This is a genomic window from Streptomyces sp. NRRL F-5135, from assembly GCF_000719775.1.
GTDB classification, from domain to species: Bacteria; Actinomycetota; Actinomycetes; order Streptomycetales; family Streptomycetaceae; genus Streptomyces; species Streptomyces hebeiensis.
In genome coordinates this window covers 353,977-380,704 of record NZ_JOHR01000009.1, presented here as the reverse complement: position 1 = coordinate 380,704, position 26,728 = coordinate 353,977, and the positions used below count along the sequence as shown (strand labels likewise).

The following is a 26,728-nucleotide window of genomic DNA, read 5'->3' as shown; positions in this document are numbered from 1 at the left end:
TACCGTCCTGATATGGCTGGTCTGAATCTGAGGTTCACCGACGAAGAGCTGGACGCGCTGCGCGAGCGTGCCGAGGCCGAGGGGCGGAGCATGCAGTCGTTCGCCCACGAAGCGGTCATCTCCGCCATAAACGAACGTTCACGTCTCTTCAACGAGGCGGCGGATCACGTACTGAAGGCGAGTGAGGAGCTGAACCGGAGGCTCGCCTGATGCAGTACGTGACGCTTCCCGAGCTGCTGCGGCTGGCCGAACGCCTCGGCACCCCTGAGGTGCGTGACTACGGACTGCTCGACTCCGCGCTGACCCGTCCGCAGTCCAGCGTGTTCGGGCAGGACGCCTATCCGGATGTCTGGCGGAAGGCCGCCGCGCTGATGGAGTCCCTGGCGCGCAATCACGCGCTCGTGGACGGAAACAAGCGCCTCGCCTGGTATGCGACGTGGGTCTTTCTGCACCTGAACGGTCATCCGCTTGACCCCGGCTTCGACGTGGACGAGGCGGAGCGGTTCGTCCTGGCCACGTGCCAGGGTGAGCTGGACGTACCGAAAATCGCGGAGTCGCTGCCGCGTTTCGCCCGCTGAGCGAGTGCCCCGCACGCCTGAGCGGCGTCCCCATACATCGTCCCGGGACACCGCCGCCCGCCACGCACGGGATCGCGTGATGTGGTCCCCGTCCCACCTTCGGTCGCGAAGGCCGGTTCCTGGGAACGCGCGACCGGGCCCCCGGTAGGGTGGCCCGGTTGTCGTACCTAGCCCAGCCACCCAACGTGTTCGAACCGGAGACCGTGACTACCACCGCCGCCTCCTCGCACCATCTGTCGCCCGCCTTCCCCAACCGCGCTCCCTGGGGCACCGCCAACAAGCTGCGCGCCTGGCAGGAAGGCGCACTCGGCCGTTACCTCGAGCAGCAGCCCCGTGACTTCCTCGCCGTCGCGACCCCCGGAGCCGGGAAGACGACCTTCGCCCTGACGCTGGCCTCGTGGCTGCTGCACCACCACGTCGTCCAGCAGGTGACCGTCGTCGCGCCGACCGAGCACCTGAAGAAGCAGTGGGCGGAGGCCGCCGCGCGGATCGGGATCAAGCTCGATCCCGAGTACAGCGCGGGCCCGCTGAGCAAGGAGTACGACGGCGTCGCCCTCACCTACGCGGGCGTCGGCGTCCGGCCCATGCTGCACCGCAACCGCTGCGAGCAGCGCAAGACCCTCGTCATCCTCGACGAGATCCACCACGCGGGCGACTCCAAGTCCTGGGGCGAGGCGTGCCTGGAGGCGTTCGAACCCGCCACCCGGCGGCTCGCGCTGACCGGTACGCCGTTCCGGTCCGACACCAACCCCATCCCCTTCGTCGCGTACGAGGAGGGGAACGACGGCATCCGCCGCTCCGCCGCCGACTACACGTACGGATACGGCAACGCCCTCGGCGACGGGGTCGTCCGGCCCGTCATCTTCCTCAGCTACAGCGGCAACATGCGCTGGCGCACCAAGGCCGGTGACGAGATCGCCGCCCGGCTCGGCGAGCCCATGACCAAGGACGCGGTCTCGCAGGCCTGGCGCACGGCGCTCGACCCGCGCGGCGACTGGATGCCGAACGTGCTGCGCGCCGCCGACCAGCGCCTCACCGAGGTCCGCAAGGGCATCCCGGACGCCGGCGGCCTGGTCATCGCGACCGACCAGGACTCGGCCCGCGCGTACGCCAAGCTCATCCGCGAGATCACCGGCGCGAAGGCCACCGTCGTCCTCTCCGACGACGCGGGCGCCTCGCAGCGCATCGACGACTTCAGCCAGAGCGACGACCGCTGGATGGTCGCGGTCCGCATGGTGTCGGAAGGCGTCGACGTGCCCCGCCTCGCCGTGGGCGTGTACGCGACGACTATCTCGACCCCGCTGTTCTTCGCGCAGGCGGTGGGCCGTTTCGTACGGTCCAGGCGGCGCGGCGAGACGGCGTCGGTGTTCCTGCCCACCATCCCCAACCTCCTGGGCTTCGCCAACGAGATGGAGGTGGAGCGCGACCACGTCCTCGACAAGCCGAAGAAGGAGGGCGGCGAGGAGGACCCGTACGCGGAGTCCGAGAAGGAGATGGCGGAGGCCGAGAAGCAGCAGGATGAAGACACCGGCGAACAGGACATGCTGCCGTTCGAGGCGCTGGAGTCCGACGCCGTCTTCGACCGGGTCCTCTATGACGGCGCCGAGTTCGGCATGCAGGCGCACCCCGGCAGCGAGGAGGAGCAGGACTACCTCGGCATCCCGGGTCTGCTCGAACCCGACCAGGTGCAGTTGCTGCTCCAGAAGCGGCAGGCCCGCCAGATCGCGCACAGCCGCAAGAAGCCCGACGCCGAGGCGGACCTGCTCGAACTGCCGGCCGAGCGGCGGCCGGTGGTCTCGCACAAGGAACTGCTCGAACTGCGCAAGCAGCTGAACACGATGGTCGGCGCGTACGTCCACCAGAGCGGCAAGCCGCACGGCGTGATCCACACGGAGCTGCGCCGGGTGTGCGGCGGCCCGCCGAGCGCGGAGGCGACGGCCGGACAGATCCGCGAACGCATCGCGAAGGTGCAGGAGTGGGCGACCCGGATGCGGTGACCGGGACCTGGGAGCCCACCGGCGACCGGGGGCGGGGCCGGGGGCTCGGGCGCGTCGGCCCCTGGCGCCCCCATCCGCTCGCCGACCGCCGGGTATCGGCTGTATGAGTCGTTCCGCATGCGGCGAAGCGGTGGAGGTATCGGCGAGAAGCCGTACGAGTTGTCGGCGGGGCCATCGCACGGGAGGGGCCGCGGACCGAACCGGCGGCGGCCTCCGCTGCCTTCGGACGGCCCCGAACGGACCTCACCCGCGCCTCGGACACTCCTGCGACGCTCCCGACCACTCCAGGGCGCCCGGTATGCGGTGAATGATCAGAAGAAGTCGCCCATGTCACTACTACATCCCTCTTTGGCTGCGCTTCTGACGATGAATGACGACTGATGATCCGCTCTGACCGGATTCTGGACGAGGACTTCCACTGAGCGGTGCGTATCGCTACTCTCCCGGCACACAAGGTAAACGCTCCGTGGCAATCGCCATGGACTTCGTGAGAGTGCCGTCGTCACTCACTCCGAAGCATCCGAAGGAGAGGGCGTCGTGACCGCGGAGACCTCCCAGACGCTGGACCGGGGACTACGTGTCCTGAAACTGCTCGCCGACACCGACCACGGCCTGACGGTCACCGAGCTGTCCGCCAAGCTCGGTGTCAACCGGACCGTCGTCTACCGCCTGCTCGCCACCCTGGAGCAGCACGCCCTGGTCCGCCGCGACCTGGGCGGCCGGGCCAGGGTCGGCCTCGGGGTGCTGCGCCTGGGCCGCCAGGTGCATCCGCTCGTACGGGAAGCGGCCCTGCCCGCCCTGCGCGCGCTGGCCGAGGACATAGGGGCCACGGCGCACCTGACGCTGGTGGACGGGGCGGAGGCCCTGGCGGTCGCCGTGGTGGAGCCGACCTGGACCGACTACCACGTCGCCTACCGGGCCGGTTTCCGCCATCCCCTGGACCGGGGCGCCGCGGGCAAGGCGATCCTCGCCGCCCGCCGGAGCGCCCTGACCGAGCCGCACTGCACGCTCACGCACGGAGAGCTGGAGGCGGGCGCCAGCGGCGCGGCGGCGGCCCTGGTGGGCGTGACGGGGATCGAGGGGAGCGTGGGCGTGGTGATGCTCGCGGACTCCGTACCGGAACGGGTCGGGCCGCGCGTGGTCGACGCGGCCCGGGAGGTGGCGGACGCGCTGCGGTGAGCCGGATCCCGAGCTCGTACCCCTGAGCGTCGCGCCCCGGAACGGAAGGCGCGGTGAAGGCCCGGCGGAGGGAGGGCGGAGGCCGGACGGAGTCAGGCGGACGGCCCGACCGGCGCATCCGCCCGGAAGATAGATTGACACCCGTGTCTTCTCGTCTCTCCCGCCCCGGCGTCCTCGCCCTCTGCGCCCTGCCCATCGCCGTCCTGTTCGCGCTCGTCGGCGCCGCGCCGCTGCCGTACGCCGTGGCGCAGCCCGGGTCGACCGTCAACGTCCTCGGCAAGGACCAGGGCAAGCCGATCGTCTCCGTCAAAGGGGTGCCCGAGCGGACGACCAAGGGCCAGCTGCGGATGACGACGATCGTGGCGACCGGCCCTTCCATGAAGGTCGACTTCGGCGACGTGGTCGAGGCGTGGTTCCGGACGGACCGGGCCGTGCTCCCGCACGACGCCGTCTACCCCTCGGGCCAGACCGACCGGCAGATCGAGAAGCACAACATCCGCGACATGGTCCAGTCGCAGGACTCCGCGACCCGGGCCGCCCTCGGCTATCTGGGCAGGAGCCCGCGAGAGGTCGACGTCAAGCTGCACCTCGCGGACATCGGGGGTCCCAGCGCCGGGCTGCTCTTCGCCCTCGGCATCGTCGACAAGATCGAGGGCGACGGTTCGGGCGGCGAACTGACCGGTGGCCGCTCCATCGCCGGTACGGGCACGATCAGCGCCGACGGCACGGTCGGCCCGGTGGGCGGCGTCTCCCTCAAGACCCAGGCGGCCGGCCGGGACGGGGCGACCGTCTTCCTCGTACCCAAGGCGGAGTGCGCGGACGCGCGGGCCGAGCTGCCGGAGGGGATGCGGCTGGTCCCGGTCGAGACGCTCAAGGGCGCGGTCTCGTCGCTGCGGGCGCTGGAGAAGGGCGGCGAGGTCCCGGCCTGCTGAGCCGCCGCTCGGAGACGTCCGGCGGGTGCGGGGACGGGCGACGCCCGCGCGCCCGCGGGACCGTTCCGCCGGGCGTCCCGCGGCTCCCGGAGGCTCGCGTGGCCCGCGCGTCACCCCCGGCCGTCGGCGCCCTCGGCCGCCGCCTGCTCGACCAGCGGGATGATCCGCAGCGGTACGGGGTTCTCCATCACGATGGCCGTGGCCGCCCGGACGATGCCGTCGAAGCCGACGACCCGGTCGATCACCCGCTGGAGGTCCGCGTTGGAACGGGCGACGAGCCGGCAGAGCATGTCGCCCTCGCCGGTGGTGGTGTGCAGTTCGAGCACCTCGGGGACGCCGCTGAGGTGTTCCCGTACGTCCGCGCCCTGCCCCTGCTTGATCTCCAGCGTCGCGAAGGCCGTGACGGGATACCCGAGGGCGGCCGGATCGACCGTCGGGCCGAAGCCCCGGATCACCCCGCCCGACTGGAGCCGGTCGAGCCGTGCCTGTACCGTCCCGCGCGCCACACCGAGCCGGCGCGACGCCTCCAGCACGCCGATCCGCGGCTCGCGCGCCAGCAGCACGATGAGCCGGCCGTCCAGTCCGTCGATACCCGTGTCCGGGCCCGTGCCCCTGCCCATGCCGTATCCCTTCCCCTCCCCGGCCGCATCCCGCCATCGCGGGCCGACGACAAACCATGGTCACCCTGTGCACATAGTCCGGTCATTCTGGCATTCGACTGGGCAACATGCCCAGTGACAGCGCCATCTGTTGCGCACCTTGCGGACCGGCGGGACGCTGAGTTCATGGCTGACACCTCGACGCACACCTCGACGCACCTCGGCAGCGCTCCCGACACCGCGCGCGAGGCCGACCCGTTCCCGGTCAAGGGAATGGACGCGGTCGTCTTCGCCGTCGGCAACGCCAAGCAGGCCGCGCACTACTACTCCACGGCCTTCGGCATGAAGCTCGTCGCCTACTCCGGACCGGAGAACGGCAGCCGGGAGACCGCGAGTTACGTGCTCACCAACGGCTCCGCCCGTTTCGTCTTCACGTCCGTCATCAAACCGTCCACCGAGTGGGGCACCTTCCTCACCGAGCATGTCGCCGCCCACGGCGACGGCGTCATCGACCTCGCGATCGAGGTGCCGGACGCCCGCGCGGCGTACGCCTACGCCACCGAGCACGGCGCGCGCGGCATCCAGGAGCCGTACGAGCTCAAGGACGAGCACGGCACGGTCGTGCTCGCCGCGATCGGCACGTACGGCAAGACCCGCCACACCCTGGTCGAACGCTCCGGCTACGACGGCCCCTACCTGCCGGGCTTCGCCCCCGCGGAGCCGATCGTGGCACCCCCGGCCAAGCGCGTCTTCCAGGCCATCGACCACTGCGTGGGCAACGTCGAACTGGGCCGCATGAACGAGTGGGTGGACTTCTACCACCGGGTCATGGGCTTCACGAACATGAAGGAGTTCGTCGGCGACGACATCGCCACCGAATACTCGGCGCTGATGTCGAAGGTCGTCGCGGACGGCACGCTGAAGGTCAAGTTCCCCATCAACGAACCCGCCGTCGCCAAGAAGAAGTCCCAGATCGACGAGTACCTGGAGTTCTACGGCGAGGCCGGAGTCCAGCACATCGCGCTCGCCACGAACGACATCGTCGCGTCGGTACGGGCGATGCGCGCGGCGGGCGTGCAGTTCCTGGACACGCCCGACTCGTACTACGACACCCTGGGGGAGTGGGCGGGCGAGACCCGGGTGCCGGTCGAGACGTTGCGCGAGCTGAAGATCCTGGTGGACCGGGACGAGGACGGCTACCTGCTCCAGATCTTCACCAAGCCCGTGCAGGACCGGCCGACGGTGTTCTTCGAGATGATCGAGAGGCACGGGTCCATGGGGTTCGGCAAGGGCAACTTCAAGGCGCTGTTCGAGGCGCGCGGTGGGGGCCTCCGGCCCGGTGCGGGGGGTGTGGCGCTGGGCGGTGGGCGTGTGCGGGTTGTCGCCGGGGGCCGTTCCGGGGCTCGCGTCCGGGACTGCATGATTTACGACGCGCATCAGGCCAAAGTCCAATGGCGAGCGGACGTCGCGCGCCACAAATCACGCTTTACGTCCCGGACACGACCCCTGCACGACCCCCTTCAGCACCCGCCACCGACCACCCGGGACGGGCCGAGCGCCGTGGCCGACCACCGGCACCCACACCCCACCGGCCGGGACCACCCGGCGGCCGCGGGCGACCACCGGCGGGAGGGGGCCGGGGTCGCAGGAGGTGCGTGTCCGGACACTAAAGCGTGATTTGTGACGCGCGACGACCGCCCGCATCCAGACGTATGCCTCGTGCGCGTCGTACGGGGGCCTGGGGGTGTCCCCCAGAAAGCACAGCATGCCCGTCCGGACATGTACCTCCGGAGGCCCCGGCCCCCGGCACCCACCACCGGCCGGCACCGCGCCCCCGCCGGAGGCGACCCCGCCGGGAGGCCAACCCCTACCCCCGCAACCCCTCCCGCGCCCTCGGCGCCAACAGGGGCGAGAAGTGCGGATTCGTCCGCAGCGCCTCCTCCAGGTGCAGCCGCGCCGCGCTCCGCATCCCGAGCGCCCGCTCGATCTCGCCCCGGTGGTACGCGTACAGCGCACTGCGCGTCCCCTGCCCCGTCGCCCTCTTGGCGTACGCCAGCGCCTCCTTCGTCTCGCCCGCCCGGTACAGCGCCCAGCCCAGCGCGTCCGCCACCGCCAGGCTCCGGCGGCCGTGGTTCCACTCGCCGCGCAGCCGTCGGACCGCCGACCGGGCGTCGCCGTGGTCCGCCTCGTAGCGGGCGAGGACCAACTCCTCGTTCACGCCGTCGCGTCGCGCCCGCGCCGCCTGCGCGCGCAGCCGCGCGTACTGCGTCCGCGCGTCCCCGTCCAGCCGCTCCGAGTCGTACAACTCGCCCAGTTCCAGCATGATCTCCGGGCTCGGCAGCCGGTCCAGCGCGCTCAGGTAGTCGGTGTACGCCTCGGCCGTCCTGCCCAGCGCCGCCAGCGCCCGCGCCCGTCCGGCCCGGGCCGCGGGCTCGTCGTGGACGGTGGCGAGCGCCGCGTCGTAGTGGGCCAGGGACACGGCCGGTTCGCCCCGTTCCCAGGCCAGTTCGCCGAGCAGACGCAGGGCCGCCGCCTTCTCGGCGGGCGAACCGGCACGGGCGGCGGCCTCGTCCGCCTTGGCCTCCGCGTCCTCGCGCCAGCCCCGGTCACAGAAGACCCGTGCCGTGCGCAGGAGCACCGGGGCGCCCGAGCGCAGCTTCGTCAGCTCGTCCAGCGCCCGGCCGGCCGCCCGGTGGTCACCGAGGCCGGTGTACGCGTCGACCAGCACCGCGTGCGACGTCCACAGCCGGGGCTGCCGCGCGCGCAGCGTCTCGCCCCAGCGCTTGGCGGTGGCGTAGTCGTGCCGCGCGACGGCCAGGGAGGCGAGCCCGGCCAGTCCCTCCCGCAGCGCCTTCGCCGGTACGGCGGCCGGGCCGCCCACGCCACCCCGCTCCCGGGGCTTGGCGTCCTCACCACGCCCGGCCGCCCCCTTCGGACCGGCCGGCTTCTCCGAGGCGTCGACGGACCCCACGGACCCCACGGCACCGGCGGAACCGGAAAGCCCCGCGGCACCGGCGGAACCCGCGGCACGCGGACCGTCCAGCGCCCGCCGCAGCGCCCGTTCGGCCTTCGGGAAGTACGCCGAGTCCGCCCGCGCCGCCCCGCGTGCCACGTACGCCGAGCCGAGCACCGCCCACGCCCGCGCGTCCTCCGGGTGCGCGCGCACATGGGCCTCCCGGTCGCGGATGAGCGCGCCCAGCTCCTGTACCGCGCTGCGCCCGCCGGGGCCCACGGCCCGTACGTCCGACGACGGCGCACGCTCCGGGCGCGCGCCCTCCTCCGGCGCGAAGAGCGCCGCGCCCCCCACCAGCACCGCTCCCAACCCGGCGGCCAGCAACGTCCTCCTGGCCTGACCGGACCGCCCGGGACGGCCGTTCAGGTCCCTCTCCGCCGCATCCACGGCGTCCGTCGCATCCATGGTGATTACTGTGCGTCAATATGATCAGTACACTGTGTGTGTCGGAACGGATCGCAGACGGGTTCACACCGATGGCCCCGGGTGCGACTCTGGGCTCATGGACGATCTCCTCGCGCGGTTGCGGTCCGGGCTCCCCTCCGAGGTCCTGCTCACCGACCCCGACGTCATGGCCTCGTACGCCAACGACATGGCGAGCTTCTGCGCCGCGGGCGCGCCCGCCGCGGTCGTGCTCCCGCGCACGGTCGAGCACGTCCAGCACGTCATGCGCACGGCGACCGCGCTCCGCGTCCCCGTCGTCCCGCAGGGCGCCCGTACGGGGCTGTCCGGCGCCGCGAACGCCTCGGACGGGTGCATCGTCCTCTCCCTGACCAAGATGGACCGGATCCTGGAGATCAACCCGGTCGACCGCATCGCCGTCGTCGAACCGGGCGTCGTCAACGCCACGCTCTCCCGCGCCGTCGGCGAACTGGGCCTGTACTACCCGCCCGACCCCTCCAGCTGGGAGATGTGCACCATCGGCGGCAACATCGGCACGGCGTCCGGCGGCCTGTGCTGCGTGAAGTACGGCGTCACCGCCGAGTACGTCCTCGGCCTCGACGTCGTCCTCGCCGATGGCCGCCTCCTGACCACCGGTCGCCGCACGGCCAAGGGCGTCGCCGGTTACGACCTGACACGGCTCTTCGTCGGCTCCGAGGGCAGCCTCGGCATCGTCGTCAAGGCCGTCCTCGCGCTCCGGCCCAAGCCACCGCGGTCCCTCGTCGTCGCGGCCGAGTTCGGCTCCGCGGCGGACGCCTGCGACGCCGTCTGCCGCATCATGGAGCGCGGTCACACCCCCTCGTTGCTCGAACTGATGGACCGTACGACGGTCCGCGCCGTCAACGCCATGGCGAACATGGGGCTTCCCGACACCACCGAGGCCCTGCTGCTCGCCGCCTTCGACACCCCCGACCCCGCGCCCGACCTCGCCGCCGTCGGTGACCTCTGCGCCGCCGCCGGCGCCACCGAGGTCGTCCCCGCGGAGGACCCGGCGGAGTCGGAGCTGCTCCTCAAGGCACGCCGGCTCGCCCTGCCCGCGCTGGAAACCGTCCGGTCGGCCACGATGATCGACGACGTGTGCGTCCCGCGCTCGCGCCTCGGGGCGATGCTCGACGGCACGGCCGCCATCGCGGACAAGCACGGTCTGACCATCGGCGTCTGCGCGCACGCGGGCGACGGCAACACCCACCCGGTCGTCTGCTTCGACCCGGCCGACCCCGACGAGTCCCGGCGGGCCCGTACGTCGTTCGACGAGATCATGGCGCTCGGCCTGGAACTGGGCGGCACGATCACCGGCGAACACGGGGTCGGTGTCCTGAAGAAGGAGTGGCTGTCCCGCGAACTTGGCCCGGTGGGTCTGGAGTTGCAGCGCGGCATCAAGCGGACGTTCGACCCGCTGGGCCTGCTCAACCCGGGAAAGCTCTTCTGACCGGGACAGGTGCCGCCAGTACGCCCGAGTCCCGGCTGACAAGCCCAGGCAGGCCGCCGAGTACCGATCGCCCGGCCGGCGAGTCCCGGTCGGCGAGTACCCGACCGCCGGGTTCCTGCCACCGACTCCCGACCGCCGGACCCCCGGCCGCCCGGGCCCGGCCGGCCGGCTACGCCTCGCCCTCGCGCGACTCGTCCGACGGCCACGGATCCCGCGACCGCGGGTCGTCCGAGGGGGTCGGGGCCAGCAGGTCGGCCAGCTCGCCGTCCAGCCCGAGCCGCGCCGCCTCCGTTCCCGGCGGCACGATCCGCAGCGTCCGCTCGACCCAGGCGTACACCGCGTCCGAGGGCGCCTCCAGCAAGGCGTCCCCGTCGGGCGAGCTGAGCGCGAAACACAGCACGCTCCGCCCGTCCGCCTTCGTCGGCCAGACGCGCACGTCCCCCTGCCCGCACGGCCTGAACACTCCTTCCACCAGAAGTTCACGGGCGAAGGTCCACTCCACGGGGCTGTCCGAGCCGATGTGGAAGGTGACGCGCACGGCGTACGGATCGTCCGTGCGGTAGGCCAGCCGGGCCGGGACGGGGACGCTGTACTCCGGTGACAGCACCAGATTCAGCTCCAGTTCGCGTTCCACCACGGTGTCCATGAACGGCACTTCCTTTCCCCTGCGCTTTCCCGGCGCTTTCCTGGCGAGGGCCCGATGACGGGTCGTACCGGATGAGAGAGCGGAAGGACCTGCCTATGACGCGACTTCCGCGACTTCCGGCAGGTGAATTTTTCGTAAGCGTCGGCAGGTGACCGCGCGCGGGCGTCGACGGCGCCCGGACCGGCGCGTGCCGGCGCGTGCCGGTGCCTGGGGCCGGTACGAGGGCCGCCGCCCGGGACGGCCCCGACCAGCGGGTACGGGCGGGGCGCGCCTGTACGAGGACGTGCGCCACCCTGATGGGGGTGCGTGCGACCCTGATGGGCGAGCAGGGGCCGCGACGGTTGACTTTTGTGGGGATCAATCGCTTCTTGTAGGTACTGGCGTGCGACTCTTCGCGCACCCTGTCGAAGGGATTCCACCCCACAGCCTTACGCTTCGCCTCGACGTCTTCGGTCTGCCGCTCGAACACGGTCCTGTCCACCGGTCCTCTTCTTCAGGTATCCGTGTTCTTCGTTACTGTCTTCCATGGACAAGCGGCGGTACGCCCCGTCAGGCGCCGCGCGGGGCGATGCGAGGCGCAGCCCGAGGACATGTCCGATCAAGGTGTGAGTGAACGGAGTTGGGGTCAGTGGCTACTCCTCCTGGTGACGGCGGGAACGTACCCAGGGAAGGGTTCTACCCAGACCCGTCCATCCCGGGATATGTCCGGTACTGGAACGGTGCCGCCTGGGTGCCCGGCACGAGCCGGCCCGCGCCCCCGGGCGACGAGGCGGGGCCCGGGACACCGGCGGTCCCGGACCGGCCCGCCGTCGACGAGACGGGGCCGGTCTTCCTGGACGAGGAGCCGGCCCAGGACCCCCGGCGGGAGTCTCAGGAGCCGGCGTCCGCGTGGCAGGCCGACGTCTCGCGGCAGGGCGGCTTCGGGGACGAGCGCGACGCCCGGGTCTCGTGGGGAGCGCACGGCCCCGACCCCCGGGTGCCCGCCCCCGCTCCGGCCCCCGTGGATCCGGCGCGGGAGCCCGGCGCGCGGGACGGGGAGGGCGACCCGACCGGTGGCGCCCTGCCCGGTGTACGGGGCCTCGGGCCCGGCTCGCCGGACGACCCGCCGCCCACGGACGGCACGGTCGCGATCCGCGCGATGCGACGCGGTGTCAGGCCGAACACCGGAGCAGGACCGGGCGCCGGTACGGGCTCCGGCGCCGGTACGGCCACGGGGGCCGCGTCCGGGACCGGCCGGCCCGGCCCCGACGGCCAGGAGCCCCCGGCCGGGGCGGCAGCACTGATGCCCGCCCCGCGCGACGGCGACCGGCCGCCCGTCGACAGCACGGTCGCCATCCGCGCTCTGCGCGCCGCCCGCCGCGCCAAGGACGAGGAAGCCGCGTCCGGGCGCCCGGGCGCGTCCGAGGGCACGATGGCGATCCGCGCGCTGAGCCAGGGCGCCGCCGGGGCACGGGCGCTGCCCCCGCCGCCCACCAGGCCGAAGCCCCAACTGCCCGGTCGGGTCGAGCCGATCACCGCACCATCGGCCCAGCCCCAAGCACAACCTCAGCCCCAGGCACAACCTCAGACTCAGCAGCCCCCGCGGATCCAGCAGCCCCAGCAATCTCAGCCGCCGGAGAGCCCGGTCCCGTCGGCCGGCGTGCCGAACACCGTCATCAGCTCCGGAGCGGGCGGCGGCGCCGCGTCCTGGGCCCAGCAGCCGCTGCCGCGGGACGGCGGCGACCAGGCCGTCCTGCCGTGGAAGCCGCCCGCCGACGACCCGTTCCTCCGCCACGCCCAGGCCCAGGCGGCGGCCAGGCCCGCGGGACTCGGCAGGCGGTTCGCGGCCCGGCTGATCGACAGCGTCGTACTGGGCGCCGTCGTCGGTGCCGTCGCCGTCCCGCTGGCCGGACGGGCGCTCACCCATGTCGACGACAAGGTGGAGGCGGCCCGGCAGACCGGTCAGACCGTCACCGTCTGGCTGCTGGACGCCACGACGGGCGCCTATCTCGGCGCGGTGCTCGCCGCACTGCTGGTCGTCGGGGCGCTGTACGAGGCGTTGCCGACCGCCCGGTGGGGCCGCACCCTGGGCAAGAAGCTGTGCGGCCTCGAGGTGCGCGACATCGAGACCCATGAACCCCCGCCGTTCGGCGCCGCGCTGCGCCGCTGGCTGGTGTACAGCGTGCTCGGGGTCCTCGCCGTCGGTGTCCTCAACGTGCTGTGGTGCCTGTTCGACCGCCCCTGGCGGCAGTGCTGGCATGACAAGACGGCCCACACCTTCGTGGCGGGCTCGCGCTGAGGACATGACACGGAGGCTCCGTTTCGGAGCCTCCGTGCACCGTGCGGGGCTTTGGCGCCGCCTCCGCGGCAGCGGTCCGACCGGGCGGCCGACCGGTCGGCTGGGCGGCCTGCTGGGCGGCCCGGGCCCGTGTTCCTCCGAACGGCGGCACGCCGGGTGCGGGGCCATGACCGGCGCGGTGCACTGCCCCCATGAGCAATGACCAGCCGCCGCCCGGTGAACCGCCCGAGGACGATCCGTTCCTCAAGAGACCCCGGCCGCCCCGGCAGCCGGACGAGCGTCCGGGGCCGGAGGGTTCACCGGGCGGCGGTCCCCCGCCCGAGCCTCCCGGAGAGGCCGGCCCGGCGGGTCCCGCAGGCCCGCCCGGCTCTTCCGGCCCGCCGGGCCCGGAGGCCACCCCGCCCGAGCCGCCGCGCGAACCCCCGCCGGGTCCGCCGCCCGGCTCCCCCTACGGCTCCCCTTACGGCGCTCCGTACGGCGGCGACCACCCGCCGCCCGCCTCCGGACCCGGACCGTACGGCTCGGGACCGTACGGCTCCGGGGCCTTCGGCGGCGGCCGGTACGGCGAGGACCCGCTGGCCGGGATGCCGCCCCTCGCGCCGTTCGGCAAGCGCTTCCTGGCCCGGCTGATCGACGCCTTGATCATCTTCATCCCGCTGGCGCTCATCTCGACCTTCGCCGGCGGCGGCTGGACCGCGACGCCGAACAGCGGCTCGAGCGGAACCTGGAACGACTTCTCCGCCCAGGTGAACACCGGCCGCCAATGGCTGTGGTCGCTGATCTCGGTCGTCGCGTTCGTCGGTTACGACACCCTCATGACGCGGAAGTACGGCCAGACGCTCGGCAAGCGCTGGCTCAGTCTGCGTACCGCGATGCTCAACGACGGGTCGGTGCCGGACACCGGCTCCTCGCTGGTGCGGGCGCTCGTGCTCTGGGTGCCGGCGCTGGTGTGCTGCTTCTGCGTCTGGTGGTTCATCATCATCGTGTCGATCGCGGGCAGCAGACCGTACCGGCAGGGGCTGCACGACAAGGCCGCGCGGACGGTCGTGGTGACGACGGACCAGGACCAGGGACAGGGCCGGGAACCCCGCCCCGGACAGGGACAGGACTACGGCCCCTAGAGGCACTACGGCCCCTGGAAGCGGAAGCGGAAGCGGAAGCGGAAGCGGGAAGCAGGCGGCAGCCGTCCCGCTGCGCCTCAGCGGCGCAGCGAGTGCCGCTGCTCGGCCGGCACGCCCTCGCCGCTCGCACCGACCCGCTGCTGGGGCACTCGGATGTCCCTGGCCTCCGTCTGTGCGGCGCCGCGGCGTCCGTACGCCGCGGCGCGCGCCGGCGCCCTGCCCGGCAGCGTGAGCACCATGGTGACCAGGAGGCCCAGCGCGAGTGCGGCGATGCCCGTCATCGCGATGCCGACACCGGTGGTCGTACCGGAGAGCAACAGGATGACGAGGGTGGAGCAGACGACGGTGGCGGAGCCGTAGGCGATCTGTGCGGCAGTCGGACGCGGCATGGCGGAAATCCGTCCCTCGGGGCATGGAAAGTCGGGGGTGGCTCTCGGGGGCGACTCGGGGATTTCCCGGGTCAATGGTGCCTATGGGGCCTGTGGTGCCTATGCGGGGGGTATCCGGGTGTCCCGGGCTGTCTCGCGTGATCGGACGCGTAGTTCGCAACTCGGTCGCACTGTCAGCCGACTCTACGACGCTGGATGCCCCGACGGAATGCGACGTATGCGTCGGCCGTCCACCACCCCCGTTGCACGGGGGGCGCATCGAATCACCCCGCCCGTCAATCGGCCGATTTCATACGCCTGTTGTCCGAAATTCACCATGTTCGGATAGTGAAGTTACATGGACACATAGTGCAGTTGACCAGCTCAAGTCAAGGACTGTTTTTTCTCCCGCGACTCCGGTCGAATGTCGTCACTGATGACGCGCATGCGCGCGCGGATCCCCAACTCCCTGGTCCGCGGACCGTATGCGCCGGGGAGGACAACACCAAGTGATCAGAAACCGACGTGCGAGACGCGCCTCGGCCGCGCTCGTGGCCCTGGCCGCGACCGCCGCGACCGCCTCGGCCTTCACCACCTCGGCCCAGGCGCAGGACAATCCCGCCTCCGGCCCGTCGAGCGTCGAGCGCCGTGACCCGGCGCCCCAGGAGGGCCGTGTCGAGCACGACCTGGAAGGTCCGTTCAGCAAGCAGCAGGAGCAGCAGCGCGAGGCCGCGCTGAAGCAGGTCATATCCGGGGACGCCAAGCCGGAGAAGCGCGGCGGCTCGCAGGTCGTCAAGCTCGGCGGCAAGAAGTACGTCGAGCTGGGCCGGGAGAAGACCGACAAGATCTTCACCGTCCTCGTGGAGTTCGGCGACCAGGTCGACGACACCACGATGTACGACCCGGACGGGCCCGACGGCCCGCAGCCGCCGGTCGAGAAGTACGGCGGCGACCCCGGTCCGCTGCACAACCAGATAGCCGAGCCCGACCGCAAGGTGGACAACTCCACCGCCTGGCAGGCCGACTACAACCAGCAGCACTTCCAGGACTTGTACTTCGGCGAGGGCAAGGACGCCAAGGGCAAGAAGAAGGAGTCGCTGAAGACCTACTACGAGAAGACGTCCTCCGGGCGCTACTCGGTCGACGGCGAGGTCTCCGACTGGGTCAAGGTCCAGTGGAACGAGGCCCGTTACGGCTCCAACTACTGCGGCGGCTCGACCTGCGCCAACTCCTGGGACCTGGTGCGCGACGGCGTCAACGCCTGGGCCGCGGACCAGAAGGCGCAGGGCAGGACCGACGCCCAGATCAAGGCGGACCTCGCCCAGTACGACCAGTGGGACCGCTACGACTTCGACAACGACGGCGACTTCAACGAGCCCGACGGCTACATCGACCACTTCCAGATCGTCCACGCGGGCGAGGACGAGTCGGCCGGCGGCGGCGTCCAGGGCGAGGACGCCCTGTGGGCGCACCGCTGGTACGCGTACGGTACGAGCGCCGGCAGCTCCGGCCCCGCGAACAACAAGGCGGGCGGCACCCAGATCGGCGACACCGGCATCTGGGTCGGCGACTACACCATGCAGCCGGAGAACGGCGGGCTCGGGGTCTTCGCCCACGAGTACGGTCACGACCTGGGCCTGCCCGACCTGTACGACACCGCGGGCGGCGAGAACTCCACCGGCTTCTGGACCCTGATGTCGTCCGGCTCCTGGCTCGGCACCGGCCGCGACGCGATCGGCGACCTGCCCGGCGACATGACCGCGTGGGACAAGCTCCAGCTCGGCTGGCTGGACTACACCACCGCCAAGGCCGCGACGAACTCCACGCACAAGCTGGGCGTCTCGGAGTACAACACGAAGAACCCGCAGGCGCTCATCGTCGAACTGCCCGAGAAGCAGCAGACCACGACCGTGGTGAAGCCCGCCGAGGGCACCCGGCAGTGGTGGAGCGGCATGGGTGACGACCTCAAGAACACCCTGACCCGGCCGGTCGACCTGACGGGCAGGTCCGCCGCCGCGCTGGAGCTCCAGGGCTGGTGGGACATCGAGGCGAACTACGACTACCTCTACGCCGAGGTGTCCACGGACGGCGGCGCCAACTGGACGCCGCTGGACGGTACGGCGAACGGCAAGGCCATCACGCGCGACGCCGCCGACAAGCCCGCGCTGACCGACGTCTCGGGCACGCACCAGAAGCTGGTGTACCCGCTGGACGCCTACGCGGGCCAGAAGTTCGACCTCCGCTTCCGCTACCAGACGGACGGCGGCGTGGCCGGCAAGGGCTTCACGGCGGACGGGATCAGCCTGACCGCCGACGGCGCGCCGGTGTTCACCGACGGCGCCGAGGGCGACGACGCGGGCTGGACCGCGAACGGCTTCTCGCGGATCGGGGAGTCCTTCACCGAGGACTACGAGCAGTACTACATCGCGGAGAACCGCCAGTACGTCTCGTACGACACGACCCTGCGGACCGGCCCGTACAACTTCGGCTTCACCGCGCCGAACGACAACAAGGTCGAGCACTACGCGTACCAGCCCGGTCTGCTGATCTGGCAGTGGGACACCTCGCAGGTCGACAACAACACCAGCCGGCACCCGGGTCAGGGCCTGATCCTGCCGATCGACGCCCACGCCAAGCCGCTCAAGTGGGCGGACGGCACGCTGATGCGCAACCGCGTCCAGGCGCACGACTCGGCGTTCAGCTGGTGGCCGACCAAGGGCTTCACGCTGCACAAGGCGGACCAGCCGACGCGCGTCGCGCCGCAGCTGGGCGTGCCGGTCTTCGACGACCGCAAGGGCACGTACTGGAGCGAGGAGAACAAGACCGCGAGCGTCAAGGTTACTGACACCAACACCAAGATCAGCATCATCAGTCAGCCGCTGGACGGGCGGACGATGACGGTCAAGGTGGGACCCTCCGGTAAGTAACCGAAGGTAATCGCAGGTCACGAGCATGATCGGCCGTCGCCCCCTAGCGGGCGGCGGCCGTTCGTGTTTAGGTGCGTCCTACGAACTCTTATTGACACGGGGTCTTACGGGAGGTGTGGGAACCCATGGCGGGCGGAGGCTTCAGCAGACTCCCCAGCGGCACGGTGGTGGTGGCACTGACCATGCCCAGCCCGGCCGCCGACGGCGGTACGGTCCGGGTCCTGGTCCACGCCGCGAACCGGGCCCGCGCCCTGACCCGGCTGCGGAACCTGGGTCTGCGGGCGGTCTACCTGCGGGGCAACGCGGACCCGCCGACCCCGGACGAGATCACCGCGGTCCTGCACCACCCGGACGGCGTGCTGTGGCGCCGTACGGGCCCGGACGTGCTGGCGCAGCTCTGGCAGCCGATCAGGGCACTGGCACCTATTTTTTGAGGCTCGGTTCGCCTCCGGGGCGCTTGCTGTACCCATCAGCGGCCTCCGGCCGCGGGCCCTGTCGACGGTCGACCGTGCTCGGCTCCTCGTTCCTCGGAGCCTGCGCGCGCTCTCCCTTTCGACAGCGGCCGCGCCCCTTCGGCTCACTCGCCGGCGGACGTGCCCGGCCGGGACGTCACGGGAACCCGGGTGGGGAGCCGTCGGTGGACGTGGGCACCCCGGACGTGTCAGGCACCCCGGCCAGGCGACGCGCACACCCGGGACGTCACGGGCGCCCCCGGAGGCGAACCGAGCCCTCAAAAAAAGGGGAGCCCTCACACCACGGGCTTGCCCGTCAGCCGTACCCCCGCATCCCGCAGCTCGCCCAGGGCGCGTTCCGTGGTCTCCGGGCTCACCCCCGCCGTCAGCTCCAGCAGCACCGTCGTCGTGAAGCCCTCGCGGGCCGCGTCCAGGGCCGTGGCGCGGACGCAGTGGTCCGTGGCGATGCCCACCACGTCGACCTCCGTGACCTCGCGCGCCCGGAGCCAGTCGGCCAGGCCGACGCCGTTCTCGTCGGTGCCCTCGAAGCCGCTGTAGGCCGCCGCGTACGCGCCCTTGTCGAAGACCGCGTTGATCCCGCCCGAGGCGACCGCGGGCGCGAAGTTGGGGTGGAAGCCCACGCCCTCCGTACCGGCGACGCAGTGCACCGGCCAGGAGCGGACGAAGTCCGGGACGGCCGGCGGTACCGCGAAGTGGTCGCCCGGGTCGATGTGGTGGTCGCGGGTGGCGACCACGTGCCGGTAGCCGGCGCTCGCCTGGCCGACGAGATCGGTGATCGCGGCGGCGACGTCCGCGCCCCCGGTCACCGCGAGGCTGCCGCCTTCACAGAAGTCGTTCTGAACGTCGACGACGATCAATGCGCGGTGCATGGCGGTAGTCCTTCGAGATGGGGGGACGGGCTACGGGAAGAGAGGCGGGGAGAGGCGGGGCGGCGGGGAGCTGGAGGCGTACGAGCAGTGCGGACGCGGACAGACGTGAAGGTGAGGGTAAGGAATCCGGTCGCCTTGCGGGAGGGGGTACGGCACTCGTATCTCGTACCGCGTCCCTCGTCCTTCATACGTACACACGTATCTCACGCTTACCCGGTTCTCACACGTGCCCGAGAGGCCATTCCAGGAGGGCAGGGAAGCGAGAGAGGCCGGGGCGGCCGGTAGGCCCGGGAGGCCCGAGAGGTCCGGGAGGCCGAGAGGTCATTCCCGGGCGGGCTCCGTTCCCCGCACGTACTCCGTCGGGAGCACCGGCTCCCCCCGCGACAGCTGCGTCGCCGACAACGGAAGCCGCGCCCGCGCCGCGATGTGCCGCTCGCGCACGGTGTCCAGCGACTCCCGCGCCACCACCTCGCCGCCCTTGACCAGCTGCACCAGCAGCTGCTGGTCCAGCAGGTCCGGCGGTACGGCGCCGGTGCCGATCACCTCCGCCTCGGCCGTCCCCTCCGCGTCCGTGCGCCGCGCGGCCCACTTGCGGCCCCCCATCGACGTCTTGGCGCCCATCGACTTCTTGGCCACGGGCAGGAGCGGCGCCTTCGGGTCCCCCGACCGGGCCCGGGCGACGATCTTGTAGACCATGGCGCAGGTCGGGTGCCCGCTGCCGGTGACCAGCTGGGTGCCGACCCCGTACGCGTCCACCGGCGCCGCCGCCAGCGAGGCGATGGCGTACTCGTCCAGGTCCGAGGTCACCACGATCTTGGTGTTCACCGCGCCCAGCTCGTCCAGCTGCTGCCGTACCCGGTGGGCGACCAGCAGCAGGTCGCCGGAGTCGATCCGGACCGCGCCCAGCTCGGGCCCGGCGATCTCGACGGCCGCGCGGACCGCCTCGGCGACGTCGTACGTGTCGACCAGCAGCGTCGTCCCGCGCCCCAGCGAGTCCACCTGCGCCCGGAACGCGTCGCGCTCGCTGTCGTGCAGCAGGGTGAAGGCGTGCGCGCTCGTGCCCACCGTGGGGATGTCGTAGCGGAAGCCGGCCGCCAGGTCCGAGGTCGTGTCGAAGCCCCCCACGTACGCGGCGCGGGCGGCGGCGACCGCGGACAGCTCGTGCGTACGGCGCGCGCCCATCTCGATCAGGCCGCGGCCACCCGCGGCGGACGACATCCGGGAGGCCGCCGCCGCGATCGCCGAGTCGTGGTTGAGGATCGACAGGATCACGGTCTCCAGCAGCACGCACTCCGCGAAGGAGCCCTCCACGCGCAGGATCGGCGAGCCGGGGAAGTACACCTCGCCCTCCGGATAGCCCCATACGTCTCCGCGGAAGCGGTACGACGCCAGCCAGTCCAGGGTCCGTTCGTCCACGATCTCCCGCTCCCGCAGGAACCGCAGGACGTCCGCGTCGAAGCGGAAGTTCTCCACGGCGTCCAGCACCCGGCCGGTGCCCGCCACGACCCCGTACCGGCGCCCCTCGGGCAGCCGCCGGGTGAAGACCTCGAAGACGGAACGCCGGTCGGCGGTACCGGCCTGAAGCGCCGCACGCACCATCGTCAGCTCGTACTGATCGGTGAACAGCGCGGTCGACGGCACGTCCACCGGTAGCCCGCCACCACCACCCTTCTGAGGATGCGCTTCGCGCGCTTCTCCTTCCGGTAGCCCACCCCCGCTCCGGGGACGTCCTTCGAGCACTTTTCCTCCCGGCAGCCCCCGGCCCTGGTCCGCAGTGTTCATACGACGATGCTACCCCGCATACTCGTCAGTCTGACGATTTCACAAAGCCGTTTGTGCGGCAGGGCCTCGTGGGTGGCAGCATGGTCATGTGAGGCTGTGAAACCGGCGCGCGCGAAGCCGGCGGTCCGACCCGGCGTGCGCGACGCCGGTCCCGGCAGGCTCATGGCAGGTCCCGGTCACAGATCCCGGCTATGTCCGCACGCCCCGGCAGAGAAGAAGGTCATCCCGCACCGTGAGTGTTGCTCCGACTGAGATCGAACGCCCCGAATCGGCCGAGGAGACCTTCGCCGTCCCCGAACCCGATGTGCCATGGGTGACGATCGTCCACAACGATCCGGTCAATCTCATGAGTTACGTCGCGTACGTGTTCCAGACCTATTTCGGCTACCCCAAGGACAAGGCGCACAGGCTGATGCTGGACGTCCACCACAAGGGCCGCGCTGTCGTCTCCAGCGGCAGCCGGGAGGAGATGGAGCGCGACGTGCAGGCGATGCACGGCTTCGGGCTCTGGGCCACCCTCTCCCAGGACCGCGTCTGATGGCCGGGTACTTCGAAGCGATCCCGGGCGGCGGGGCGGCCATCGCGCTCGACGAGGTCGAGATCTCGATCCTGCGCTCCCTGGCCGTGCAACTGCTGGAGCTGATCGGACCGGGCGAAGAGCCTGCCCAGGGCGAGGACCCGCTGGCCGCGCTCTTCGCGGAGGGACCGAGCGAGCCGCCGAGCGACCCGGCGCTGGCCCGGCTGTTCCCGGACGCCTACGGCGACCCGGACGCGCCGGACGAGGACGACGAGGAACTGCGGGGGTATTCGGCGGAGTTCCGCCGGTTCACGGAGAACGACCTGCGCGGCCGCAAGCGCGAGGACGGCCTGGCCATGGTCCGTACCCTCGACTCGCTCAGCACGGCGGGCGAGGGCGGCGCCGTCCTGAAGCTGACCCCGGAGGACTGCCTGCACTGGCTCGGCGCGCTCAACGACCTGCGGCTGACGATCGGCACCCGCCTGGACGTCTCGGACGAGGACGAGGGCGGCGAGCTGTACCGGCTGCCGGACTCCGACCCGCGCAAGCCGATGGTGATGGCCTACCTCTGGCTGGGCGCGCTCCAGGAGACGCTGGTCGAGACGCTGATGCCCTGAGCCGGCGCGTCGAAGCCCCCGCGCCCGGCCCACCGCCGGTGCGGCCCGCCGGAGCGCACATTCACGGCCGGCCCGCCGGAGGCCCCCGACCCGGGACACGGATGCCCCGGGTCGGGGACAACGGAACTCCGCGGTCGGAACGCCGAATGCCACCCCCGCTGCCGCGGAGGCCGGCGCCCCGCGACCGGGACGCAGATGCCCGGGTCGGGGGCCTGCGCCGCCCTGTGCGCGGAGCGCCGCCGCCCCATCGCCGTGCACCGGCGGTCCGCTGCCGGCGCGCAGATGCCCCGGGCCGGGGCCCTGCGCCGGCGCCCTCCCGCCGGGGCGCAGGCGCTCAGCGGCGGGGACCCGGATGACCGGGGCGGGGGCCGGACCCCTGCCCCCGGACCCTGGCCCCCCGGCCCCCGCTCCCCGGCGGCTTCGCCGCCCCCGCGTCCGCTCAGCGGAGGCTCAATTCCTGATAACGATCCCGTCACCACTTCGGTGAGGTTTGTCACCTGGCGGGGTGTTTTTTCCGCTTCTTCGTGTGTCCTGTGACACGGTTGTGCGACGAGGTGCGCGCGCCCGGCGTGATAAATCTTCTCGATCCCCCGGGGGCTCCACCCCTGTCCCCGGGGGTGTTCACGCCGGCCGACCGCCGGTCGCACTCCAACCAGTCCGGGGGGGGGATCAGCAACCGATCCGCGGCCGGCGAGCGGCTCGGACCGGCGTGGAGAAAGGGCGCAGGACCATGACCTCTCCGCAGGTCGACACATACGGCGGCGACAGGCCCACGGGCGGGACGACCGGCGCCCGCGGCGGACCGCCGGGCGGCCCGGCCGAGGAGGGCTACGAGCGAGGGCTCGGCAGTCGCCAGGTCCAGATGATCGCGATCGGCGGTGCCATCGGCGTCGGCCTCTTCATGGGCGCCGGGGCGAACATCGCCAAGGCGGGCCCCAGCATCATCCTCATGTACGCCCTCGCCGGCGTCATGATCTTCTTCATCATGCGGGCGCTCGGTGAGCTGCTCCTGTACCGGCCGGTCTCGGGCTCCTTCGCGGAGTACGCCCGCGAGTTCCTCGGCCCGTTCATGGGCTTCGCCACGGGGTGGACGTACTGGCTGATGTGGGTGGTCACCGGCATGGCGGAGCTGACCGCGGCCGCCATCTACATCCACTTCTGGTTCCCGCAGATCCCGCAGTGGGTCAGCGCCCTCGTCTTCCTCGTGGTGCTCTTCGGCGTCAACCTGATCTCGGTGAAGATCTTCGGCGAGGTCGAGTTCTGGTTCTCGATGATCAAGGTAACCGCGATCATCGGCATGATCGTCATCGGGCTCGGCGTGCTCACCCTCGGCTTCTCCGACGCCGGTGAGACAGCGCGGGCCTCGAACCTCTGGGCCCACGAGGGCTTCTTCCCGACGGGCATCGGCTCCAGCCTGATGACCCTCCAGGGCGTGATGTTCGCCTACCTCGCCGTCGAACTCGTCGGCGTCACCGCGGGCGAGTCCGAGAACCCCGAGAAGACGCTCCCCAAGGCCATCAACACGCTGCCCTGGCGGATCATCGTCTTCTACGTCGGCGCGCTGACCGTGATCCTCGCCGTGGTCAAGTGGACCGAGTTCTCGGCGGGCACCAGCCCCTTCGTCTACACCTTCGAGAAGATGGGCATCCCGCTCGCGGCGGGCATCGTCAACTTCGTCGTCCTGACCGCGGCGCTCTCGTCCTGCAACTCCGGCATGTACTCCACCGGCCGGATGCTGCGCGACCTCGCCGCGAACGGGCAGGCCCCGCAGGCGCTCGGCCGGCTCAACGTCCGCAAGACGCCGGCGCTCGGCATCACCGTCTCCGTGGTGCTGATGGGTATCGGCGTGGTGCTCAACTACATCGTGCCGGAGAAGGCGTTCGGCTATGTGACCTCCGTGGCCACGGTCTGCGGCATCTGGACCTGGATGATGATCCTCGTCAGCCATATCCGCTACCGGCGCGGCGTGCGTGCGGGCCGCCTCCCGGCCTCGTCCTTCCCGGCCCCCGCCGGCAGCGTCTTCAGCTGGGTCGCGGTGGCCTTCCTGACCGGCGTCACCGGCATGATCGCCTACGACCAGGAGGCGCGGGTCTGCCTGTACGTCGGCGCCGTGTGGGCGGTCGGTCTGCTGATCGGCTGGCAGTTCCTGAAGCGGAACGACCCGGGGCAGGCGCGGGGGCCGGTCGTCGCGGGCGCGGCGCGGAAGTAGCCCGTGCGCGGATGAAAGACGCGTGGCGCTCGCGGTGACACGCCGCGCATGTCGCGCCGCTGACGATGCCGACGAGGCCGGAACGCCCCGGACCGCCGAGAACCGCCCACGCGGGATCTCACGCGCACGGTCCGGGGACCGGTCCGCCACCCGGACATTTCCTCGACAGCCGCCCCGCGGTCTCCCGCCGTTTGCTCAGTAGGCCCTCAAATCGGTATAACGATGAAGTCACCAGCCGCCACACCCTTTCGGGTAAGGGCGGCTTTTTCGTGGTTTGGCGGCTTCTCGCCCCGCTTCCGCTCTCCCGGATCTCTGGGTAAGACTGCACACTCCGCGACCGGCACCACCCCAGGCCGGGCGGCGAAAGGCCGGCAGACCGCCGCCGCGCACCACCAAGGCACCCCTCCGGTCCAAGTCCGTGGATCAGGTCGCCTTCGCTCGCCGATCGGACAACGGCGTTCACCCCAGTCCGAATCCGCGCTCGCCGCGCCACGCGCGCGGCAAGCCCGTGCCATGAGGTAGCCAGATGTCACTGGAATCCATGACCGAGACCGTCGACGCGAAAGTCAGCGCCTTCTTCGAACCCGTAGCCACCTGGCTGACCGAGGTCGTCTTCTACACCGTCCCCGTCGCGGGCACCGATCTCCCGCTCATCGTCGCGTGGCTCGTGATAGCCGGGCTGGTGTTCACCGCCTGGTTCGGGCTGCTCCAGGTGCGCAAGTTCAAGCTCGCCCTCGACGTGGTGCGCGGGAAGTACGACGAGAAGGGGGCGGCCGGGGAGGTGAACCACTTCCAGGCGCTCACCGCGGCGGTCTCCGGCACGGTCGGCCTCGGCAACATCGCCGGTGTCGCCGTCGCCGTCAGCATCGGCGGCCCCGGCGCGACCTTCTGGATGATCCTCTGCGGCCTGCTCGGCATGGCCACCAAGTTCGTCGAGGTCACCCTCGGTGTGAAGTACCGCGAGGTCCACGCCGACGGAACCGTCTCCGGTGGGCCGATGCACTACCTCCCCAAGGGGCTCGCCGACCGCTTCGGCGCCCGCGGGGCGACGCTCGGCAAGATCCTCGCCGGCCTGGCCTCCGTGATGATCCTTTTCTTCGGCCTCTTCGGCGGCAACCTGCTCCAGGTCAACCAGAGCTACGAGCAGCTCGCGGCCGTCACCGGCGGCGAGGACGGCTTCGTCGGCTCCTCCGCGGGCGCGATCCTCTTCGGCCTGCTGATCGCCGCACTCACCGGCCTCGTCCTGCTCGGTGGGATCCGCTCGATCGCCTCGGTCACCAGCCGACTGGTCCCGGCCATGGCGGGCCTCTACATCGTGGCCTGCCTGGTCGTCATCCTGGTCAACATCAGCGCCCTGCCCTCCGCCGTCGCCACGATCGTCGAGGGAGCGTTCAACCCCGAGGGCGTCGCCGGCGGCATCATCGGCGCGCTGATCGTCGGCTTCCGGCGGGCGGCCTTCTCCAACGAGGCCGGTCTCGGCTCCGCCCCGATCGCGCACTCCGCGGTGAAGACCAAGCACCCCGCGAGCGAGGGGCTGGTCGCCCTCCTCGAACCGTTCATCGACACCGTCGTCATCTGCACCATGACCGCGCTGACGATCGTCATCGCCAACCCGGCCAGCTGGGCCGAGGCCCGGGCCGGCGAGGACATCGGCGGTGTCACGATCACTTCGGACGCCTTCGAGACCGTCCTGCCGTGGTTCCCCTACGTGCTGACCGTGGCGGTCCTGCTGTTCGCCTTCTCCACCGTGCTCACCTGGGGCTACTACGGCCTCAAGGCGTGGTCGTACCTCTTCGGTCGCAGCCGGGCCAGTGAGACCGTCTTCAAGGCGATCTACGCCGTCTTCGCGGTCACCGGATCGCTGTTGACGCTCTCGACGCTCATCGACATGGCGGACGCGGCGCTCTTCCTGCTCTCCGTCTTCAACATCATCGGGCTGTACCTGCTCGCCCCGGTGGTCAAACGAGAACTCAACGCCTTCCTCGAGTCCGTCCGCGAGCGGAAGTCGGCAGTGGACGACGAGCAGGGCGAGAAGGCTCCCGCGTCGGTCGGCTGAGGGACTCGGCAGACCGGGACCCCGCACACCGCCCGTCCCGGCCGTGCCGGGACGGGCGCCGGGTCCGTACTGGTGCTCGGCGGCCCCCGCCGAGCCGCCTCGTGCCCTTCCGCACCTCCGCCACGGCCTCCGGATCCGGCTCCCGGCTCCGGAGGCCGGCCGGCCTGCCGGTCGACGGATCCTCGTATCCTCGTCCCATGCTCGAAATCACCCAGGACCTGCACGACCAGATCGTCGCGCACGCGCGCGCCGACCACCCCGACGAGGCGTGCGGCGTGGTCGCGGGCCCGGCCGGCAGCGGACGGGCCGAGCGGTTCATCCCCATGCTCAACGCGGCCCGCTCACCCACGTTCTACGAGTTCGACTCGGCCGATCTGCTCAAGCTCTACCGCGAGATGGACGACCGGGACGAGGAGCCGGTGATCATCTACCACTCGCACACGGCGACCGAGGCGTACCCGTCCCGTACGGACATCAGCTACGCCAACGAGCCGGGCGCCCACTACGTGCTGGTCTCCACCGCCGACACCGACGGCGCGGGCTCGTTCCAGTTCCGTTCGTACCGGATCGTGGACGGCGAGGTCACCGAGGAGGACGTCGAGATCGTCTGACCGCGCCGCCGGGGTGTCCCCCTCCGCCACCGTGCCCGCGACCCGGCCGTCCACATGCCGATCCGGAACCGTCCACGGGGTGGGAT

The 26,728-nt window shown here is 71.5% G+C and carries 21 protein-coding genes and 1 pseudogene; 16 read left to right on the top strand and 6 right to left on the bottom strand.

What is annotated here, in order from left to right:
* The first annotated feature begins 12 nt into the window (after window positions 1–12).
* From IG02_RS0118595 to IG02_RS0118575, 5 genes are all read left to right on the top strand, one after another.
* The gene (locus IG02_RS0118595; protein ID WP_030748885.1) at window positions 13–210 is read left to right on the top strand and encodes an Arc family DNA-binding protein; all 198 of its coding nucleotides are present in this window, start codon (window positions 13–15) and stop codon (window positions 208–210) included.
* Window positions 210–578: a type II toxin-antitoxin system death-on-curing family toxin gene (locus tag IG02_RS0118590; protein WP_030748881.1), complete on the top strand. Its 369-nt coding sequence runs from the start codon at window positions 210–212 to the stop codon at window positions 576–578. Before IG02_RS0118595 ends, IG02_RS0118590 begins: the two co-directional genes overlap by 1 nt.
* A gap of 203 nt (window positions 579–781) precedes the next feature.
* Window positions 782–2,575, top strand: a complete 1,794-nt coding sequence (locus tag IG02_RS0118585; RefSeq protein ID WP_030748877.1) for a DEAD/DEAH box helicase — start codon at window positions 782–784, stop codon at window positions 2,573–2,575.
* Between the two features lie 537 nt (window positions 2,576–3,112).
* The gene (locus tag IG02_RS0118580; protein ID WP_030748874.1) at window positions 3,113–3,754 is read left to right on the top strand and encodes a helix-turn-helix domain-containing protein; all 642 of its coding nucleotides are present in this window, start codon (window positions 3,113–3,115) and stop codon (window positions 3,752–3,754) included.
* Window positions 3,755–3,897: 143 nt separating this feature from the next.
* Window positions 3,898–4,686 (top strand): S16 family serine protease, encoded by a 789-nt coding sequence (locus IG02_RS0118575; protein ID WP_030748871.1) that lies wholly within the window; start codon window positions 3,898–3,900, stop codon window positions 4,684–4,686.
* A gap of 110 nt (window positions 4,687–4,796) precedes the next feature.
* Here IG02_RS0118575 and IG02_RS0118570 read toward each other — a convergent pair whose 3' ends face one another.
* On the bottom strand, window positions 4,797–5,306 hold the full coding sequence (locus IG02_RS0118570; RefSeq protein ID WP_030748868.1) for an Lrp/AsnC family transcriptional regulator: 510 nt from the start codon (window positions 5,304–5,306) through the stop codon (window positions 4,797–4,799).
* A 165-nt stretch (window positions 5,307–5,471) separates the two neighbouring features.
* On the opposite strand from IG02_RS0118570, the pseudogene hppD reads away from it, so the two are divergent.
* Window positions 5,472–6,602: pseudogene (hppD, locus tag IG02_RS0118565) on the top strand (4-hydroxyphenylpyruvate dioxygenase); the annotation flags it as partial.
* Window positions 6,603–7,152: 550 nt separating this feature from the next.
* Here the strand turns inward: hppD and IG02_RS36605 are convergent.
* Window positions 7,153–8,703 (bottom strand): tetratricopeptide repeat protein, encoded by a 1,551-nt coding sequence (locus IG02_RS36605; RefSeq protein WP_158712333.1) that lies wholly within the window; start codon window positions 8,701–8,703, stop codon window positions 7,153–7,155.
* A 97-nt stretch (window positions 8,704–8,800) separates the two neighbouring features.
* On the opposite strand from IG02_RS36605, the gene IG02_RS0118555 reads away from it, so the two are divergent.
* Window positions 8,801–10,168, top strand: coding sequence for an FAD-binding oxidoreductase (locus IG02_RS0118555; protein WP_030748859.1), 1,368 nt, complete (start codon window positions 8,801–8,803; stop codon window positions 10,166–10,168).
* 169 nt (window positions 10,169–10,337) lie between these two features.
* On the opposite strand, the gene IG02_RS0118550 is transcribed toward IG02_RS0118555, so the two are convergent.
* Entirely contained in the window at window positions 10,338–10,814 is a 477-nt protein-coding gene (locus tag IG02_RS0118550; RefSeq protein WP_030748856.1) for an SsgA family sporulation/cell division regulator, read from the bottom strand.
* A 628-nt stretch (window positions 10,815–11,442) separates the two neighbouring features.
* On the opposite strand from IG02_RS0118550, the gene IG02_RS0118545 reads away from it, so the two are divergent.
* Window positions 11,443–13,092 (top strand): RDD family protein, encoded by a 1,650-nt coding sequence (locus tag IG02_RS0118545; protein WP_030748853.1) that lies wholly within the window; start codon window positions 11,443–11,445, stop codon window positions 13,090–13,092.
* A 191-nt stretch (window positions 13,093–13,283) separates the two neighbouring features.
* Window positions 13,284–14,213 (top strand): RDD family protein, encoded by a 930-nt coding sequence (locus tag IG02_RS0118540; protein ID WP_051765261.1) that lies wholly within the window; start codon window positions 13,284–13,286, stop codon window positions 14,211–14,213.
* 77 nt (window positions 14,214–14,290) lie between these two features.
* On the opposite strand, the gene IG02_RS36600 is transcribed toward IG02_RS0118540, so the two are convergent.
* Complete coding sequence (locus IG02_RS36600) at window positions 14,291–14,602, bottom strand: hypothetical protein (RefSeq protein ID WP_037803303.1); 312 nt, start codon at window positions 14,600–14,602, stop codon at window positions 14,291–14,293.
* A gap of 488 nt (window positions 14,603–15,090) precedes the next feature.
* Here IG02_RS36600 and IG02_RS0118530 point away from each other — a divergent pair, with 488 nt between their 5' ends.
* Both IG02_RS0118530 and IG02_RS0118525 read left to right on the top strand, forming a co-directional pair.
* Window positions 15,091–17,508, top strand: coding sequence for an immune inhibitor A domain-containing protein (locus IG02_RS0118530; protein ID WP_030748844.1), 2,418 nt, complete (start codon window positions 15,091–15,093; stop codon window positions 17,506–17,508).
* A 125-nt stretch (window positions 17,509–17,633) separates the two neighbouring features.
* Complete coding sequence (locus tag IG02_RS0118525; protein WP_030748840.1) at window positions 17,634–17,942, top strand: hypothetical protein; 309 nt, start codon at window positions 17,634–17,636, stop codon at window positions 17,940–17,942.
* A 314-nt stretch (window positions 17,943–18,256) separates the two neighbouring features.
* Here IG02_RS0118525 and IG02_RS0118520 read toward each other — a convergent pair whose 3' ends face one another.
* Together IG02_RS0118520 and IG02_RS0118515 are read right to left on the bottom strand one after the other, a co-directional pair.
* Window positions 18,257–18,850 (bottom strand): nicotinamidase, encoded by a 594-nt coding sequence (locus tag IG02_RS0118520; RefSeq protein WP_030748838.1) that lies wholly within the window; start codon window positions 18,848–18,850, stop codon window positions 18,257–18,259.
* Window positions 18,851–19,171: 321 nt separating this feature from the next.
* Window positions 19,172–20,497, bottom strand: coding sequence for a nicotinate phosphoribosyltransferase (locus IG02_RS0118515; RefSeq protein WP_030748835.1), 1,326 nt, complete (start codon window positions 20,495–20,497; stop codon window positions 19,172–19,174).
* A gap of 367 nt (window positions 20,498–20,864) precedes the next feature.
* Between IG02_RS0118515 and clpS the strand changes: the two genes are divergently transcribed.
* The 5 genes from clpS (at window position 20,865) to IG02_RS0118490 (ending at window position 26,642) form a co-directional block, all read left to right on the top strand.
* Complete coding sequence (gene clpS, locus IG02_RS0118510; protein WP_030748833.1) at window positions 20,865–21,170, top strand: ATP-dependent Clp protease adapter ClpS; 306 nt, start codon at window positions 20,865–20,867, stop codon at window positions 21,168–21,170.
* A complete protein-coding gene (locus tag IG02_RS0118505) occupies window positions 21,170–21,766 on the top strand; it encodes a DUF2017 domain-containing protein (RefSeq protein ID WP_030748831.1) in 597 nt (198 codons plus the stop codon). The genes clpS and IG02_RS0118505 overlap by 1 nt, the downstream gene beginning before the upstream one ends.
* Window positions 21,767–22,496: 730 nt before the next feature.
* A complete protein-coding gene (locus tag IG02_RS0118500) occupies window positions 22,497–23,975 on the top strand; it encodes an amino acid permease (RefSeq protein ID WP_037803300.1) in 1,479 nt (492 codons plus the stop codon).
* A 526-nt stretch (window positions 23,976–24,501) separates the two neighbouring features.
* A complete protein-coding gene (locus IG02_RS0118495; RefSeq protein WP_030748827.1) occupies window positions 24,502–26,031 on the top strand; it encodes an alanine/glycine:cation symporter family protein in 1,530 nt (509 codons plus the stop codon).
* A 197-nt stretch (window positions 26,032–26,228) separates the two neighbouring features.
* Complete coding sequence (locus IG02_RS0118490; protein WP_030748824.1) at window positions 26,229–26,642, top strand: Mov34/MPN/PAD-1 family protein; 414 nt, start codon at window positions 26,229–26,231, stop codon at window positions 26,640–26,642.
* Window positions 26,643–26,728: the final 86 nt, after the last annotated feature.

Excerpts from the sequence above, each read along its gene's own strand:
- IG02_RS0118520 (WP_030748838.1), bottom strand. The coding sequence starts at position 18,850 with ATGCACCGCGCATTGATCGTCGTCGACGTTCAGAACGACTTCTGTGAA.
- IG02_RS36605 (WP_158712333.1), bottom strand. The coding sequence starts at position 8,703 with ATGGATGCGACGGACGCCGTGGATGCGGCGGAGAGGGACCTGAACGGC.
- IG02_RS0118525 (WP_030748840.1), top strand. The coding sequence starts at position 17,634 with ATGGCGGGCGGAGGCTTCAGCAGACTCCCCAGCGGCACGGTGGTGGTG.
- IG02_RS0118500 (WP_037803300.1), top strand. The coding sequence starts at position 22,497 with ATGACCTCTCCGCAGGTCGACACATACGGCGGCGACAGGCCCACGGGC.
- IG02_RS0118495 (WP_030748827.1), top strand. The coding sequence starts at position 24,502 with ATGTCACTGGAATCCATGACCGAGACCGTCGACGCGAAAGTCAGCGCC.
- IG02_RS0118570 (WP_030748868.1), bottom strand. The coding sequence starts at position 5,306 with ATGGGCAGGGGCACGGGCCCGGACACGGGTATCGACGGACTGGACGGC.
- IG02_RS0118590 (WP_030748881.1), top strand. The coding sequence starts at position 210 with ATGCAGTACGTGACGCTTCCCGAGCTGCTGCGGCTGGCCGAACGCCTC.
- IG02_RS0118540 (WP_051765261.1), top strand. The coding sequence starts at position 13,284 with ATGAGCAATGACCAGCCGCCGCCCGGTGAACCGCCCGAGGACGATCCG.
- IG02_RS0118595 (WP_030748885.1), top strand. The coding sequence starts at position 13 with ATGGCTGGTCTGAATCTGAGGTTCACCGACGAAGAGCTGGACGCGCTG.
- IG02_RS36600 (WP_037803303.1), bottom strand. The coding sequence starts at position 14,602 with ATGCCGCGTCCGACTGCCGCACAGATCGCCTACGGCTCCGCCACCGTC.
- IG02_RS0118490 (WP_030748824.1), top strand. The coding sequence starts at position 26,229 with ATGCTCGAAATCACCCAGGACCTGCACGACCAGATCGTCGCGCACGCG.
- IG02_RS0118550 (WP_030748856.1), bottom strand. The coding sequence starts at position 10,814 with ATGGACACCGTGGTGGAACGCGAACTGGAGCTGAATCTGGTGCTGTCA.
- IG02_RS0118505 (WP_030748831.1), top strand. The coding sequence starts at position 21,170 with ATGGCCGGGTACTTCGAAGCGATCCCGGGCGGCGGGGCGGCCATCGCG.
- IG02_RS0118555 (WP_030748859.1), top strand. The coding sequence starts at position 8,801 with ATGGACGATCTCCTCGCGCGGTTGCGGTCCGGGCTCCCCTCCGAGGTC.